The organism is Campylobacter lari subsp. lari, assembly GCF_013372185.1.
In the GTDB taxonomy this organism is placed as follows: domain Bacteria; phylum Campylobacterota; class Campylobacteria; order Campylobacterales; family Campylobacteraceae; genus Campylobacter_D; species Campylobacter_D lari.
In genome coordinates, this window is record NZ_CP053830.1 from 764,811 (window position 1) to 780,226 (window position 15,416).

The following is a 15,416-nucleotide window of genomic DNA, read 5'->3' on the forward strand; positions in this document are numbered from 1 at the left end:
GAAGAAAGATGAAAGTATTGTTAATTAAAGATGTAAAAAGTTTAGGAAAAGCTGGAGAAGTAAAAGAAGTAAAAGATGGGTATGGACAAAATTTTTTAATAGCAAAAGGTTTTGCAAAAGCTGCTACACATGAAGTTTTAAAACAATATGAAGCAGAGCAAAAGAAAAAGGCAGAAAATTTAAGATTTGAGCTTGCAAATTTGGAAAAATTAAAAGAAGAATTATCTAAAATCACTATTTGTATAGCTAAGCCTGTGGGGGCTAATGGAAGCTTATTTGGTGGGATCACTAAAGATGAAATTGCACATGCACTTAAAGAACAAAAAAATATAGAAATTGATAAAAAATCTTTAGAGTGTGATACCATAAAAGAACTTGGTATGCATGAAATTTCTATAAAATTAGGCCATGCAATTCATGCTAAATTTAAGTTAGAGGTTAAAGGGGAGTAATGTTTCACGCAACTACTATTTTAGCTTATAAGGGCAAAAATAAATCAGTTATTGGTGGTGATGGTCAAGTAAGCTTTGGAAATACTGTTTTAAAAAATAATGCAGTGAAAATTAGAAAATTAAATAATGGAAAAGTGTTAGCAGGTTTTGCAGGAAGCACTGCTGATGCTTTTAATCTTTTTGATATGTTTGAAAAACTCCTTTCTAGTTCTAAGGGTGATTTATTAAAGGCTGCAATTGATTTTTCAAAAGAATGGCGTAAAGATAAATATTTAAGAAAATTAGAAGCTATGATGCTAGTATTAGATAGAAATCATATATTTTTGCTTTCTGGAACTGGAGATGTGGTTGAGCCTGAAGATGGTGCTATAGCTGCTATTGGAAGTGGAGGAAATTACGCACTTTCTGCTGCTAGGGCTTTAGCTAAGTATTCTAAATTAGATGAAGAAAATTTGGTAAAAGAAAGCTTGCAAATAGCTGGTGAAATTTGCATTTATACTAATACAAATATTAAAACTTATGTAATTGAGGATGATAAATGAATTTAACCCCAAAAGAAATTGTAAATTTTTTAGATGATTATGTAATTGGTCAAAAAAACGCTAAAAAAATCATAGCAATTGCTTTGAGAAATCGTTATAGAAGAATGCAACTTAGCCCTGAACTTCAAGATGATATCATGCCTAAAAATATTTTAATGATAGGCTCAACTGGTGTGGGAAAAACAGAAATTGCAAGAAGATTAGCTAAGATGATGGGGCTTCCATTTGTTAAGGTTGAAGCAAGTAAATATACTGAAGTTGGGTTTGTTGGGCGCGATGTTGAAAGTATGGTTAGGGATTTAGCAAATGCTGCTTTAAATTTAGTAAAACAAGAAGAAAAAGAAAAAAATCAAGAAAAAATTAATGAATATATAGAAAATAAAATACTTGAAAAACTTTTACCGCCTTTACCAAAAGGTATTAGCGAAGAAAAAGAACAAGAATATAAAAATTCTTTAGAAAAAATGCGCGTAAAATTAAAAGCTGGTGATTTAGATGATAGTATTATCGAAGTAGAAATTTCTCAAAGTGTATTTGATACAAACCCAAATTTACCACCTGAAATGGGTGCTATGCAAGATATAGTGAAAGTAATTGGTGTTGGTAGTAAAAAAGTTAAAAAAGAAATGAAAGTTAAAGATGCTAAAAATGCTCTAGCTCAAGAAGCAAGTGAAAAAATACTTGATATGGAAAGCATTAAAAGCGAGGCTTTAAGAAGAGCTGAAAATGAAGGAATTATTTTTATCGATGAGATAGATAAAGTAGCGGTTTCAAGCTCAAATTCAAACCGCCAAGATCCAAGCAAAGAAGGGGTGCAAAGGGATTTACTTCCTATAGTTGAAGGTAGCACTATACAAACTAAATTTGGACCTTTAAAAACTGATCATATTTTATTTATAGCAGCTGGAGCTTTTCATTTGAGCAAACCAAGCGATTTAATCCCTGAGCTTCAAGGGCGTTTTCCATTAAGAGTAGAACTTGATAGTCTTGATGAAGATGCTTTATATGCTATTTTAACAAGACCTAAAAATTCTTTACTTACTCAATATATAGAACTTTTAAAAACTGAAAAAGTTGAACTTGTATTTGAAGATGCTGCAATTAAAGAAATTGCAAAAATCGCAAGCAAGGCAAATGAAGAAATGCAAGATATAGGTGCTAGACGCTTACATACTGTCGTGGAAAAACTTTTAGAAGATATTAGCTTTGAAGCAGATGAATATGCTGGAAAAGTATATAAAATAGATGATTTTAAAGTGCAAGTTAAACTTGGAGATATCGTAGAAAATAAAGATCTTGCTAGGTATATTTTGTGAAAAGTGGCTTTGTAAGTATTGTAGGTAGAACTAATGCTGGAAAAAGTTCTATTTTAAATTCTTTATTAGAAGAAAAAATTGCAATGGTTTCTCATAAGCAAAATGCAACAAGGAGAAAAATCAATGCAATTATAATGCATGAAAAAAACCAAGTGATATTTATAGATACACCTGGTTTACATGCAAGCTCTAAGGCTATGAATCAGCTTATGATAGATTTAGCGATTAAAAGTATTGCAGATTGTGATGTGATATTATTTGTTGCAAGTATTTATGATGATATTATTGATTATGAAAATTTTTTAAAATTAAATCCAAAAGTTCCTCATATTGTATTAATTAATAAAGTTGATTTAGCAGATAAAAAAACCTTGCTTTCAAAATTAGCTCAATATAATCAATTTAGTTCTTATTTTAGCGCTATTATCCCCTATTCTATTAAGCAAAAATTTCATAAAAAAATTTTACTTGATGAGCTTGTTAAATATTTGCCCGAGCATCCATATTATTTTGATCCAGAATTTATTACTACTACAAATGAAAAAGATATTTATAGAGATTTTATACTTGAAGCAATCTATGAAAATTTAAGCGATGAAATTCCATATACTACTGAAGTTAGAATTGATAAAATTAAAGAGTTAAAAACTATTTATTATATCAATGCAACCATTATTAGCTCTACTAATTCTCACAAAGGAATGATATTAGGTAAAGATGGTGCTACAATTAAGCGTATAGGTAAGGAAGCTAGGGTTAAAATAGAAAAATTAGCGCAAAAAAAGGTAATGTTAAAATTATTTGTTCAACTTGAGAAAAATTGGCATAAAAACGAGCAAAACCTTAAGAAAATTCTTTATGATGAGTAAGAAAACTATTCTAAAAGATTTTCTCGCTTATGAAAAGCTTTTATATATTAAATTTGCAAATCCTATTAGCGAAGATGAAATTTTAAAAAAGAGCTTTGAAGAGCTTGGCCTTAAAGATGATTTTTCTTATAAGTTAAAATATTTTCAAGATAATTCTTTTACATATGTATTCTTGTGCAAGTATGAAGATATTTTAGATATTGATTATGTGATACCAGAACCCCTGCTTTTTGAAGTGTATTTTAAGAATAATACAAATAGTGAAAATCTTGCATTATCGTTTAAGGAAAAATACATAGTTTTAGTGGAGTATTTAGGATGTAATTTTCAAAATTGCAAAGTTATACCATTAAACATCTATGATAAAATATATGAAGAAAAATTAAAAAAAACTTATAAACACATTATAAGCATAGATGATACTCAAAATCTTAGCAGTTTTGATAAATTTAATAGTAATATTTTCTATCAAAAATTGTTAAAAAATTGCGATCAAGTCAAGATTAATTTTACCAACAAAGAAAAAATAAATCATTTAAAATCTTTTAGTTTTAAGATTTTATTGGCTTTTGTCTGTGGAGTTTTACTGGCTTTAGTTTATCCTTTGTATTTGTATACACAAAAATCATTTTATGAAAACGAGAAAATAAAATATGAAAATTTAATAAAAAAGCAAGATGATATTTTAGAACAGGCAAAAATAAATCAAAAACAAAATCAAGAGTTCAAAAAATTACAAGAAGAAAATGAGTTAAAGGTTGATTTATTACAAAAATTTTATGCAAATACACTTTGCTATAAAGATTTTTATGATTTTTTAAAAGTTTTAAATTCTCATCAAGCTTATATAGAGGCTTTGTATGTTAAAAATAATGATTTTACTATAGAGCTTAAAAATGACTATGAATTTTATGAAGATTTTAAAAAGCATCATTTTGTATTAAAAAATAAAGAAGTTAATAATGGAAAAATTACTCTTGTTTTTGAAAAATCTTTATAAAAATTTAGAAAATGTCTTCGCTAAGTTATCCGAGCGTGAATTTATATTGTCTTTGATAGTTGTTTTTGTTTTTGGTTTTTTCATGGTCTATATGGGTGTTTTTGACTATTTTGAAAAACAAATGAAGTTGTCAAAAGATGAACTATATAATTTGCAAACAAAATACGAGCAAAAACAAGAAGTGATTTCTGATTTAAAAGAAGATGAAAATATATCTTATAATGAACAGTCGTTTTTTAATATAAACAGAGATTATCAAAGTATTTTAAAGAACATAGAAAAAAATCTTAATGGGGTTCAATCTTTACAAATTCAAAGTTACAAAAGTCAAGATGAATATTTTGCTTATTATGAATTAAGATTAAGTTTTGTTGGCGATTTTATTTTTTTAACGCAGTTTTTACAAAAGTTAGATCCTTGTATAAAAGTTAAAAATTTAGAACTTGTAAAATATGAAAATAAATTAAAAATTACATTAAATCTTATTTTTGCTCTGGCATAAAAATGATTTTTTTGATAAAATTCATCCAAACATAGCAAATGATCGCTTCATTTTTTGAAGAGGAAAGTCCGAGCTGCAATAGGACAAAGATTCCATCTAATGGATGGCTAGGGTGACCTAAGGGAAAGTGCAACAGAAAGAAAACTACCATATTTTATATGGAAAAGGTGAAACGGTAGAGTAAGAGCCTACCAGTAGCTTTGGTAACAAAGCTAGCTATGTAAACCCAATCTGCAGCAAGAAGGGGTGGTTTTTGTCTTATAATATAACCCTTCGCTTGAGTTTGTTTGCAAAAACAAAATTAGATAAATGATCATTCAAGACAAAACTCGGCTTATAGCTATGTTTTACTTTATATAAGCAGAAGCTTTTTTGAGTTTTTGTAAATTAACAGCTAATTCATCTTGCTTTTTTTTCATGAAAGCAATAGCTTCATTGGTTAATGCCAAAGCTTCATTAGGACAGTCGTTAAAATCAGGTTTTTCTATGAGTTTAACTATTTTTTCTAAATCTTCAGTATAAACAGCTAGTTTAAACTCATCTATCCATTTTTTTTCACTCATTTTTGATGTACTTCTCTCCAAGCTTCCAATAAGCCTTTAACCACATTTATCACTTCATCTACTCTTTCTTGGCTATTTTCAATATTTGCCAAGGAAAGAAGTTGTAATTCTCTAGTATACAAGCCACTAAGGTAGTGTGCTACTTCACCACCTTTTTCATAATCAAGACAGTTAAGTAGCTCGATAAAAATAGCACTAGCTCTTTTTACATAATATACTCTTTCTTCTATATTTTCATTTTGTATGGCTATTTTTATTCTACTAGAAAAACGTAAAATCCCACTATATAACATCTCGATTAATTTTTCTTGAGATTCTACTCCGGTTTGGTTTTGTGAATATGCATTATAAACTGCACTATTTAGCATTTAAATCCTTTCTTTATTTTAAGAATTTTGATTATTTGCTGCATTAATCATATTTGCAATAACGCTTGCTTGATTGTTTAATTTCGCGATGATACCATCATAAGCAGCCCATCTAGACCACATCGTATCATATCTATCTTCTATAGTTTTTTTAGTTGATTCAATGGTTTCATTTAGGTTTTTAGATTCTTTTGTTAGAGATTCTTTATAACCACCAAATGAGCCATCAGAACCCATAATTTCACCCATGGTATTTTTTAGCACCCCAAAGGTTCCTGTTTCTTCTTTATAAACTGAGTAAATAGTTCTAGAGCTTAAGCCAAATTTTTTCAAAAATTCACTATCGCCCTTGATTTCAAGGTTGCTACCTGAAGTTCCTTTGATTTTAAATTGGATTTGTTGTCCATCTTTACCTTGGTTGATGATTTCAAAACTAGCTTCTAAACCTTCTAAGCCAAAACTATTGATATGTTCTACTAGATTTTTAGCTTTTTCTATATCATCAGCACCAGTAAGTGTAAAAGGATCTCCATTTGCTGTTTTGCTTAAATCAATCGTTTCATCATTATAAGTGATGGTAAAATTACCTTCTTTAAATTCTATATTTTCGTCACCAAGTCCACTCACCCTATCGCCCACTAGATCAATATCTTCAAAACCATTGCTTCCTACGAAAAATTTTTCAGCCATTTGCGGATCTTCATTAAATTTAGAGTTAAACTTACCTGAATCAAAAGTCAAAACCCCATCATTTAAAGTCAAACCATAATCTGCCAAAGACAAGCTTACCTTTGAAGAAACTTTAATCCCTTCTGAGCTGTCGCTATCACCAACGATGACTGTCCCATCAACGGTGATGGTTTGAAGTAAGATGTTGTTGATTTGAGATTTGATATTATAAATTTCACTAACACCAACAAAATTTCCTTTTGTTCCTGCATCTGGATCATACTTTGTTGCTGCATTAAGATTGATCATCAAGTCATTATAAGCTGTGGCTAGGCTTTCTAAAGACTGCGCGATGGATTCTGTATCTTGAGTGACATTGAAACTAATCTCACCTTTTTGTTTTAACTCCAAAGTGATGTCAGGACCTATGTCAGTGATAGTGTTGGTTGGTCTTGTCATCTTCACACCATCTACACTAAAGATAGCATCCATACCTTTTTGAATGTGATTTTCATTGTCTGCTTTTACATTGTAACCTTGTGGTGTACTTGTATCTAAAGTGATTCCAAACTTATCGCTGAGTAATCTTGTAGCTAAAGGATCTCTTTGATAGTTGCTTGTGTCGATATTACCATCTTTATCAATCGCATAGCCCCCATCAAATATACTCAAATCACCACCATTGGTAGCTCTAAAGGAAAGTTTGCCACCATCTTCTATTTTAAGTTCAACTTTTCCATTGGTTTGTTTTCTTAAATCCTCAGCAAGACTTTCATAGGTGGTATTTTCATCAATATTAATGGTAAATCTATCATATCTTTCACCATTTTTTATAACAAAAGTAAAAGAAGTTTTTTCTCCTTCACCTAAAAGTTTTTGCTTTTTAAGATCTTCAATATTAAGAGGTGATAATTCTGAGATGCTTCCTGTTATAGTGTCTTTTTTTTCGCTTTGTCCACTAGGTCTAAACCCATACAAACCACCCGCGCTAATGCTGTTTTTATCAAGCCCCCAACCTAGGCCCTCTAAAAGCTTTTCATCGCCTGAAAAAGAGATGTTATTTTTTGCCCCTGTTTCGGTGCTTTGTACGACTAAGCGGTATGGATTGTCTCTGTCTCCGGTATTGACAAGTTTAGCTTCTATTTTACCACCGGTGGCTGCGTTGATCTTTTCAGCAAGCTGAGCCACAGTTGTGCTTTTGTCTATGTCGATCTTGTAGTCTTTTCCATCTTGGGTGATAGTAAAAGAAGTTTTGCCATCTTTACCGCCTTCTATACCTAAACTACTCATAACCGTGGCGGTTTTATCTCTAAAGCCATTACTTTGATACACATCTTTTTGGGCTAATTGATCTACGATTACTTTCATATTGGTAAGGTTAGATAAGGATCCCACTACTAAGCTCGCAGCAGCACTATCTCCACTTACACTAGGAGATACTTTCTTTTTGTTAAACTGAGAGGTATCCCCTAGGCTATTAACAGCAGTTTGGAAAGCAAGTAATTTCGCTTCAAGCTCTGCTAAGTCTTTTTGTCTTGAAGTATTAGTTTCAAGCTGTGAGTTATAAAGACCTAAATGCGCATTCATTTCTGCTTCTTTGAGTTTATTTAAAGTATCACTTGTTAAAACACCTGAACCTATCCCTAAACTTCCTAAACTACCTACTGCCATAATTAACTCTCCTTATCAAAAATAGTGCCAATAACACCTTTAAAATGCTCTATCAGCTTCATAACCTCTTCACTAGGAATTTTGCGTATGAGCCTGCCAGTATCTTTTTCGGTCACATTCACATACATTTCGTTGATTTTATCATTGTACGCAAAACGCACATTTGTTTCTAAAGTTTCCATTTGCTGGTTTAACTTTTCTGTTGCATTTTTCAACTTATCGTTTAAATTCTCATCTTGATCTTTTAAATCAATTTGTTGCTTGCTTTCTTGTTGAGATGTTTTTTCTGCACCCTTTGTATTAAAATGAGTGATACTTGCATCTCTTTGAATGTTACCAATGTCCATTTTAAACTCCTTTTTAAAAGACTTCAAAATACTCTATCGACACAATTTTAAAAAACTTAATATTTAGATAAAAATCTATATTTTTTACAAGCAAAAAGTGTTCTCAAAAAGTTTAAAATTAAAAAATTTCAAACTTTTTGAAGAATTTTTCATCGTTAGGGAGTAATTTTTTTGCAATGAGCTTATTAATAACCTCTTTAGAACAATTAGTCATTAAAGGCCATGCTTTATAATAATCTTCTAGTAAACCTTTATTTGTCGCATCAATACCAATACAATCTTTTTTTATAAAAATGTCTCTTTTTGCATCGATATTGTTTACGATACGCCATACTAGCATGTAAGGGTTTTCTAAAATAGCATCTTGATCTAAAAAGGCTAAAATTCTAAAGTGTTTTTTATAAATTTGTAGTTTTTCAAATACTTGAGCAATTTTTTCTTTTTTATCAATCAAAACCACACTAATTGGTGTGAAAGTTTGAGTGTAGAATTGTTTTAAATTTAAAATACTTGAATCTTTTTCTTTAAATAATTGAAGCAAAGTTTCATCTTTTAAAATTTCTAGTTCTACTTTTTTTTCATCACCACATGCATCAAGCCCTGCTTTCCCGCCATAACAATAAGTACTTGAAGCATGATCTAATTGATCGCAAATTCCTTCACTAATGAGTAATTTTTCTTCATCAAAACGATCGAGTATATAAGGTATGAGTTTGTCATAGTCTTTTAATGAAGGTGCGTTTTCATCTACAAAAATAGCATGTTTAACAAAGCTCATTTGCCCTACCCCCCAAAATGTATGCATGATTTGTTTTGCATGTGCTGGGTATTTTGCTTCTATTTTGGCTAAGATTAAGTTGTGAAATACCCCATTTTCAGGCATGTTATAATCTATCAAATCAGGAGCATTTGTCTGAAGTAAAGGTAAAAAAACTCTTTCTGTTCCAAGTCCCATGTATTTATCTTCTAATGGAGGTTTTCCAACAACAGTTGCTTGATAGATTGCATTTTTTTTAGCAAAGATTTTCTCTACTTTTAATACAGGGCAAAGCTCAACCGGAGTGTAAAATCCTGTGTGATCTCCAAAAGGCCCCTCAGGTGCAAATTCATTTGGATCTACAAAACCCTCGATAACAAAATCACTATCATAAGGCACAAAAAGATCATTGCTTTTGCATTTTGCCAAAATCGCAGGTTTTTTCTTGATAAAGCCATAAAGTAAAAGTTCAAAAATTCCTTTAGGTAAAGGTGCTTGAGCACACCAAATATATAAAGGATCCCCGCCTATTGCTATGCTTACTGGCATTTTTTTATTTGCTTTTTTATACTCATGAAAAAAATGACTCGCATCTTTGTGAATTTGCCAATGCATAAGCAAAGTTTTATCATCAACAACTTGCAAGCGATACATCCCAAGGTTATTTTGTTTACCATCTAAACTTTGAGTGTAAACTTGTCCCATGGTGATAAAAGGTGCAGCGTCTTTTTCCCAAGTTTTTAAAATAGGTATATCATATAATGAATTTAAACTTTTGTAGTTAAATTCTCCATCTTTTTTAATACGCTTTGGTGGGATATTTTTTAAGCCAAATAAGGTTTTGAAAAAATTTAATTTTGCACCAAAACTTTGTGGTATGTGCATTTTTAGCAAGGAACTAATTTCACTAGCTACATCTTCATAAGATCTTGTAAAAGCTAAATTTAAAGCTTTTTCATTGCAAAATGTATTTAAAAGCACAGGGTAATCATATTTTCTACCATCTTTAACTGCATTGGTAAAAAGTAAGGCTTTGGAATCTTCTTTTTTAACTTCTATATAGGCAAGATGTGCCATTTCAAGATCAACATCAACAGGATCGTTGATAATTTTTAATAGATGATTTTTTTCTAAAAGTTCTATAAATTTTTGCATTTATATCATACTCTCTGCTTCTTTTAAAATTTCTCTTGCCCCTTTTGCTATCATTTCTTTAGCCAAAAGTTCACCTGCATTAACATAATCTTGTTTTTTAATAACTCTTTTTTCTTTTAGCAATTTACTTGCATCAGGTAGGCCTACTATGGCGCGAATTTCTATTTTTTCATCAATGATTTTTGCATTAATACCTATAGGTACTTGGCAACCACCTTCTAAGGTTTTGATAAAGTCTCTTTCTATATGAGTTTCTATAAAGGCATTTTTGTCATTTAAGCATTCAAGGTATTTTAAAATTTGTTTATCATCAATGCTTTCTATACCTAAGGCTCCTTGGGAAGCTGCGGGTATCATCTCATCAAGCTCAAAAGCTTTGACATATTTAATTGTTTTGTCTAAACCTAAACGTTTGATACCAGCTAATGCCAAGATGATTGCATCAAATTCTTTTGCTTTAAGTTTTTCTAAGCGCGAGTTAATATTGCCTCTTAAAGAAATGATATTTAAATCAGGTCTTAGTGCTAAAAGTTGCATTCTTCTTCTAAGGCTTGTAGTGCCTACTTTTGCACCTTTTGGGAGGGCATTTAAGCTCTCATAATACTCACTTAAAAAAGCATCATTTACTTCTTCTCTTTTTGAAATAGCAGCCAAAACTAAACCTTTTGGGAAAAAACTAGGTACATCTTTTAAGCTATGTACAGCTAAATGCGAATCACCTCTTAGCATACTTTCTTCAAGTTCTTTTGTGAAAAGTCCTTTTCCGCCTATTTTAGCTAAAGGTGAATCAAGTAAAACATCACCTTTAGTTTTAAAACCCTCTAAAGAAATTTCTAAATCAGAATGTGTTTGGGATAATTTGTTTTTTATATATTCGCTTTGCCATAATGCAAGTTGGCTTTTTCTTGTTGCGATGATTAATTGCATTTTTTATGCTCCTGTATGATTTCTACATCTATGATTTCTTCTTCATTATTTGTTTGATGATTTTTTTTCTTTTGTTTTGTAAAAAGTTTTAACACCATCATGAAAAATAAGAGTAAAATTCCTAAAAATGTGCTTAAAATTCCTGGTATTAAAAGTAAAATTCCTACTATGGTTAAAGAAAATAATTTAATCATACCAAATAAATTAGTATTAGTATTTTGCATAGTGATGAGATTGGTCCAAGTCTTTGCTAAAAACATTGCTCCTAAAAACATGCTTGCAAAAACTATCATAAAAAAATTTAAAAATCCAAAAAAGGTTATAAATAAAATACTAGCAATTAATTCTAAAATTAAAAATGCACTTAAATTTGTTTTTATCATCATAGAATTTTCTCTAAGTGCGAAATTACTTCTTGGGTTTTTAAAACTTGTTTTTCTAAGGTATTTCTATGGATTAATTCTACTTCATCATTTACTAAACTCTTACCTATAACTAAAGCATAAGGAAAGCCCATTAATTCAAAATCATTAATCTTCACACCAAAACGCTCATTTCTATCATCAAATAAAATCTCTTTATCTTTAAAATGAGTGTAAATTTGCTCAGCAAATTCCATAGCTTTTGTATCTTTTATATTAGAAACGATGATATCTAAAACAAAAGGAGCTAGAGTTTTATTCCAAATACAACCTTTTTCATCATGGCTTGCTTCTATGGCAACCGCAACCAAACGACTAACACCCATGCCATAACAACCCATAGTAAAAAATTGAGCTTTACCATTTTCATCTAAATAGCTTGCATTCATTGCTTTTGAGTATTTATTTCCAAGTTTAAAAATATGCCCTACTTCAATACCCTTGCTTTGCTTAAGCTTATGCTGGCATTTTGGACAAAGATCATGCTCTTTAACTGCTGCAAGATCTTTAAAGCGTTCTTTGTTTAAATTTACAACATTGATTCCGACTAAATGATAATCTTTTTTATTTGCTCCAATAATCATATTTGTTTCGTTTTCAAGCTCATGATCAATATAAAAATCAACACCATTTAATCCTATAAAGCCGACAAATCCTGGTACTAAACCTGCTTTTTCTAATTCTTCTTCACTTACATCAACTAATTCTAATGCATTTGCTGCATTTAGTGCTTTAACTTCTTGTAATTCATCATCACCGCGTATAAAAAATACTATAATTTTTTCTTCATTTTCATAAATCGCTTTTTTTACTACTGCTTTGATAGTATAGTAAGGATTGATTTTAAAAAAATTAGCTAATTCTTCTATAGTTTTTACATTTGGAGTGTGAAATTGTGTAGCAAAATCAGCTTCTGGTCTCTCATCAGTACAAGTTTTTTTAGCTCTTTTTGCTGCTTCGATATTTGCAGCATAATCACAATGCTCACATAATAATATATCATCCTCGCCATTTTTAGCTAAAACCATAAATTCTTTCGAACCACTACCACCAATAGCTCCACTATCAGCTTCAACAGCCCTAAAATCAAGCCCTAATCTTGTAAGAATTTTACTATAAGTTTCATGCATAAGATTAAATTCTTTATCTAAATCAGCTTCGCTAGCATGAAAGCTATAGCCATCTTTCATTAAAAATTCCCTACATCTTAAAAGTCCAAATCTAGGTCTAGCTTCATCTCTAAATTTAAGTCCTATTTGATATAAATGTAAAGGAAGTTGTTTGTAAGAAGTGATTTTATTTCTTACTAAAGCTACCATAGCTTCTTCATGGGTTGGCCCTAAAACAAAGTCATTTTCTTTTCTATCTTTAAAGCGTAAAAGCTCTTTACCAAAAACATTAAATCTCCCACTTTCTTTCCAAAGTTCGGCTGGAGTATTAAAACTTAAATTTACTTCTAAAGCCCCTGCTTTATCCATTTCTTCTTTGATGATATTTTTAATCTTATCTAAAACTCTTTTTCCCAAAGGTAAAAAATTATACAAGCCACTTCCAATTTGTTCTACAAAGGCACCTTTAACTAAAAATATATGACTTGGCAGGGTAGCATCTTTTGGATTTTCTTTTGTGCTTATGGCATAAAATTTACTAAATTTCATGATTATTCTCCAAATTAAATTCACATTTATAAAGGTTTAAACCTTCCATTTTTTCATTTTTTAAATCAAACACATAACGCATGGCATTAATTACTGAATCATTTTGCATAGTTCCACTTAGTTTTTTTAAATTTACACTAGGATGATGTAAAAATGCATTCATTACTTGCCTTATAAGCTTTCTTGCTTCTTCATGGTTTGAGTGTTTTAAATATCCTTTATCTATAGCCTTTTGTAATTGTTCTTTAGCGATTTCATCAGCTTGTAAGCGTAATTGCTTAACTAAAGGCAAGGTTGCTAGTTTGCTTAGATGTTGAAAAAACTCATTTGTCATAGTACCTACTATAGAATAAGCAATTTGGGCTTGGTGTTCTCTTAGAGTTAAATTTTTTCTTACAACTTCTTCTAAATCATCAACAGCATAAACTATATTTTTTTCATTTGCTTTTACATCAATATCCCTAGGCACTGCTATATCAAAAAAATATCTTCTATAATCTTTTTCTTCTAATAAATCATTGGTTATGATAGCATGTGGAGCGTTTGTGGCACTAAAAAATATCTCATATTGATTTAGTGCTTCTTTTAAATTTGCAATACTTTCATAGCTTGCATTTTCACCTAAATCTTCGCAAAGTTTTTGGGCATTTTGTATATCTCTATTTAATATCAATACTTTAGCCTTAGCATTTAATAAATGCTTACAGGCTAGCTCACTCATTTCCCCTGCACCTACTACAACAGCAGTTTTATTTTCTAAATTTACAAGCTCTTTAGCTTTTGCCACCGCCACCGAAGCAACTGAAATAGGATTTTTAGAAATTTCAGTTTGATTTCTAACATTTGCCGCACATTTAAAAGCATAATGCACTGCTCTAGTTATATGTACACCGCATCTTTGCTCTTGCAGGGCAAATTTATAAGCATCTTTTAATTGCCCAGCAATTTGCGTTTCACCAATAACCAAGCTATCAAGTGAGCTTGCTACAGAAAATAAATGATGAATAGCTCCGCTATCTTCGTAAAAATCAGCCTTGGTGCTTAAATTTTCTCTATCAACCCCACAAAGCAAACTAAGTGTTTTTAAAATATGCTCATTAATGCTTTCAACATCTCCTACAAAAAGAAAAATTTCAACCCTATTGCAAGTACTAAGTACTAAGCTTTCTAAAATTTTATTATTAGTATGGATTAGCTTTAGCAATTCTCTTTTTTTGTCTTCATTAGAAAAGGAAAGTTTTTCTCTAGTAGCAATATCTGTATTTTTATGTGTAAAACTGATGCAATAATAATGCATTAAAATTCCCTTTCTATCATGCTTTTAATAATATCTTCTAAATCTTTTATATTGTATTTTTTTATAGCTTTTAGCGCATTATTTGCATAAGTGTTTAGTTCTTGGCCAACTTGATTAAAAATTTCATGCTCTTGCATTTTATTTTTAATCCAAGCAAGCTCATCTACACTTAAATCTTTCTTGTAGTAAGACTTAAGTGTTTTTTGATCTTGTGAGTCTAATTTTTCGTGCAAATACATATAAGCAAGAGTGGTTTTACCTTCTTTAAAATCATTCATAGCAGGTTTACCTAAGGTTTGTTCATCACCTTTAATATCTAAAATATCATCTACAATTTGAAAAGCTAAACCTAAATTTTTACCATATTCAGCAAAATCATCTTCATTTAAATTAGCAAGTAATGCCCCACATCTTGCACTAGCTTCGATTAAAACGGCTGTTTTGTTATATATCATTTGTAAATAAGCGTTTTTATCAGTATTGAAAGTTTCACTTAAATTTACATCCATTAATTCACCAACAGAAAGCATAACAACAGCATTAGAAATGATTTTTGCTAATTTTAGATCAATCAAAGAAAGCTCATAAAAGGCTTTTGAGTATAAAATATCTCCAAGCATGATAGCATTTTTGGCTCCAAATTGTGCATTAATAGACTTTACACCTCTTCTTAATTTTGCTTCATCAATCACATCATCATGCAATAAGCTTGCAGCATGAATTAACTCTATAATAGCACAGATTTTATAGCTAATATCACTTTCCCCAGCTATTTTTAAAAGTAGTTTTGAGCGTAATTTTTTACCACCTTGAAGTTTTGAACTCATGATTAAAATAGGCTTGTAGTTTAATTCAGATAAAAATTCATGCATATATTGATCGATCTTTTGCACTATGCTTC

16 protein-coding genes and 1 other RNA gene are annotated in these 15,416 nt (G+C 30.4%); 7 read left to right on the forward strand and 10 right to left on the reverse strand.

Going from position 1 to position 15,416, the window contains the following annotated elements; translation table 11 throughout:
• The first annotated feature begins 8 nt into the window (after positions 1-8).
• The 7 genes from rplI to rnpB all read left to right on the forward strand — a co-directional run bounded on the left by rplI (position 9) and on the right by rnpB (position 5,034).
• Positions 9-452, forward strand: a complete 444-nt coding sequence (gene rplI, locus CLLT_RS04100) for a 50S ribosomal protein L9 (protein ID WP_012661466.1) — start codon at positions 9-11, stop codon at positions 450-452.
• Positions 452-994, forward strand: a complete 543-nt coding sequence (gene hslV, locus CLLT_RS04105; RefSeq protein ID WP_074692068.1) for an ATP-dependent protease subunit HslV — start codon at positions 452-454, stop codon at positions 992-994. The genes rplI and hslV overlap by 1 nt, the downstream gene beginning before the upstream one ends.
• Entirely contained in the window at positions 991-2,310 is a 1,320-nt protein-coding gene (gene hslU / locus CLLT_RS04110) for an ATP-dependent protease ATPase subunit HslU (RefSeq protein ID WP_012661468.1), read from the forward strand. The genes hslV and hslU overlap by 4 nt, the downstream gene beginning before the upstream one ends.
• Positions 2,307-3,179: a GTPase Era gene (gene era, locus CLLT_RS04115; protein WP_070256961.1), complete on the forward strand. Its 873-nt coding sequence runs from the start codon at positions 2,307-2,309 to the stop codon at positions 3,177-3,179. Before hslU ends, era begins: the two co-directional genes overlap by 4 nt.
• On the forward strand, positions 3,169-4,179 hold the full coding sequence (locus CLLT_RS04120; protein ID WP_141080129.1) for a hypothetical protein: 1,011 nt from the start codon (positions 3,169-3,171) through the stop codon (positions 4,177-4,179). Before era ends, CLLT_RS04120 begins: the two co-directional genes overlap by 11 nt.
• Positions 4,142-4,681, forward strand: a complete 540-nt coding sequence (locus CLLT_RS04125) for a hypothetical protein (RefSeq protein WP_074692073.1) — start codon at positions 4,142-4,144, stop codon at positions 4,679-4,681. Before CLLT_RS04120 ends, CLLT_RS04125 begins: the two co-directional genes overlap by 38 nt.
• A gap of 26 nt (positions 4,682-4,707) precedes the next feature.
• An RNA gene (rnpB, locus tag CLLT_RS04130) (RNase P RNA component class A) lies at positions 4,708-5,034 on the forward strand.
• On the opposite strand, the gene CLLT_RS04135 is transcribed toward rnpB, so the two are convergent.
• From CLLT_RS04135 to CLLT_RS04180, 10 genes are all read right to left on the reverse strand, one after another.
• Complete coding sequence (locus CLLT_RS04135; RefSeq protein WP_074692076.1) at positions 5,029-5,244, reverse strand: hypothetical protein; 216 nt, start codon at positions 5,242-5,244, stop codon at positions 5,029-5,031. The two genes, rnpB and CLLT_RS04135, sit on opposite strands and share 6 nt — an antisense overlap.
• Entirely contained in the window at positions 5,241-5,612 is a 372-nt protein-coding gene (gene fliS / locus CLLT_RS04140; protein WP_074692079.1) for a flagellar export chaperone FliS, read from the reverse strand. The genes CLLT_RS04135 and fliS overlap by 4 nt, the downstream gene beginning before the upstream one ends.
• 18 nt (positions 5,613-5,630) lie before the next feature.
• Positions 5,631-7,952 carry a flagellar filament capping protein FliD gene (gene fliD / locus CLLT_RS04145; RefSeq protein ID WP_074692082.1) on the reverse strand — a complete coding sequence of 774 codons (2,322 nt, stop codon included), beginning with the start codon at positions 7,950-7,952 and terminating at the stop codon, positions 5,631-5,633.
• 2 nt (positions 7,953-7,954) lie between these two features.
• Entirely contained in the window at positions 7,955-8,299 is a 345-nt protein-coding gene (gene flaG, locus CLLT_RS04150; RefSeq protein WP_074692084.1) for a flagella length regulator FlaG, read from the reverse strand.
• Positions 8,300-8,417: 118 nt separating this feature from the next.
• Positions 8,418-10,211, reverse strand: coding sequence for a menaquinone biosynthesis decarboxylase (locus tag CLLT_RS04155; RefSeq protein ID WP_074692087.1), 1,794 nt, complete (start codon positions 10,209-10,211; stop codon positions 8,418-8,420).
• Positions 10,212-11,138 carry a hydroxymethylbilane synthase gene (hemC, locus tag CLLT_RS04160; protein WP_074692090.1) on the reverse strand — a complete coding sequence of 309 codons (927 nt, stop codon included), beginning with the start codon at positions 11,136-11,138 and terminating at the stop codon, positions 10,212-10,214.
• Positions 11,129-11,524: an FxsA family protein gene (locus CLLT_RS04165; RefSeq protein ID WP_074692093.1), complete on the reverse strand. Its 396-nt coding sequence runs from the start codon at positions 11,522-11,524 to the stop codon at positions 11,129-11,131. Before CLLT_RS04165 ends, hemC begins: the two co-directional genes overlap by 10 nt.
• A complete protein-coding gene (locus CLLT_RS04170) occupies positions 11,521-13,221 on the reverse strand; it encodes a proline--tRNA ligase (protein ID WP_115614013.1) in 1,701 nt (566 codons plus the stop codon). The genes CLLT_RS04165 and CLLT_RS04170 overlap by 4 nt, the downstream gene beginning before the upstream one ends.
• Complete coding sequence (hemA, locus tag CLLT_RS04175; RefSeq protein WP_074692099.1) at positions 13,208-14,515, reverse strand: glutamyl-tRNA reductase; 1,308 nt, start codon at positions 14,513-14,515, stop codon at positions 13,208-13,210. The genes CLLT_RS04170 and hemA overlap by 14 nt, the downstream gene beginning before the upstream one ends.
• The gene (locus CLLT_RS04180; protein WP_012661481.1) at positions 14,515-15,408 is read right to left on the reverse strand and encodes a polyprenyl synthetase family protein; all 894 of its coding nucleotides are present in this window, start codon (positions 15,406-15,408) and stop codon (positions 14,515-14,517) included. The genes hemA and CLLT_RS04180 overlap by 1 nt, the downstream gene beginning before the upstream one ends.
• Positions 15,409-15,416: the final 8 nt, after the last annotated feature.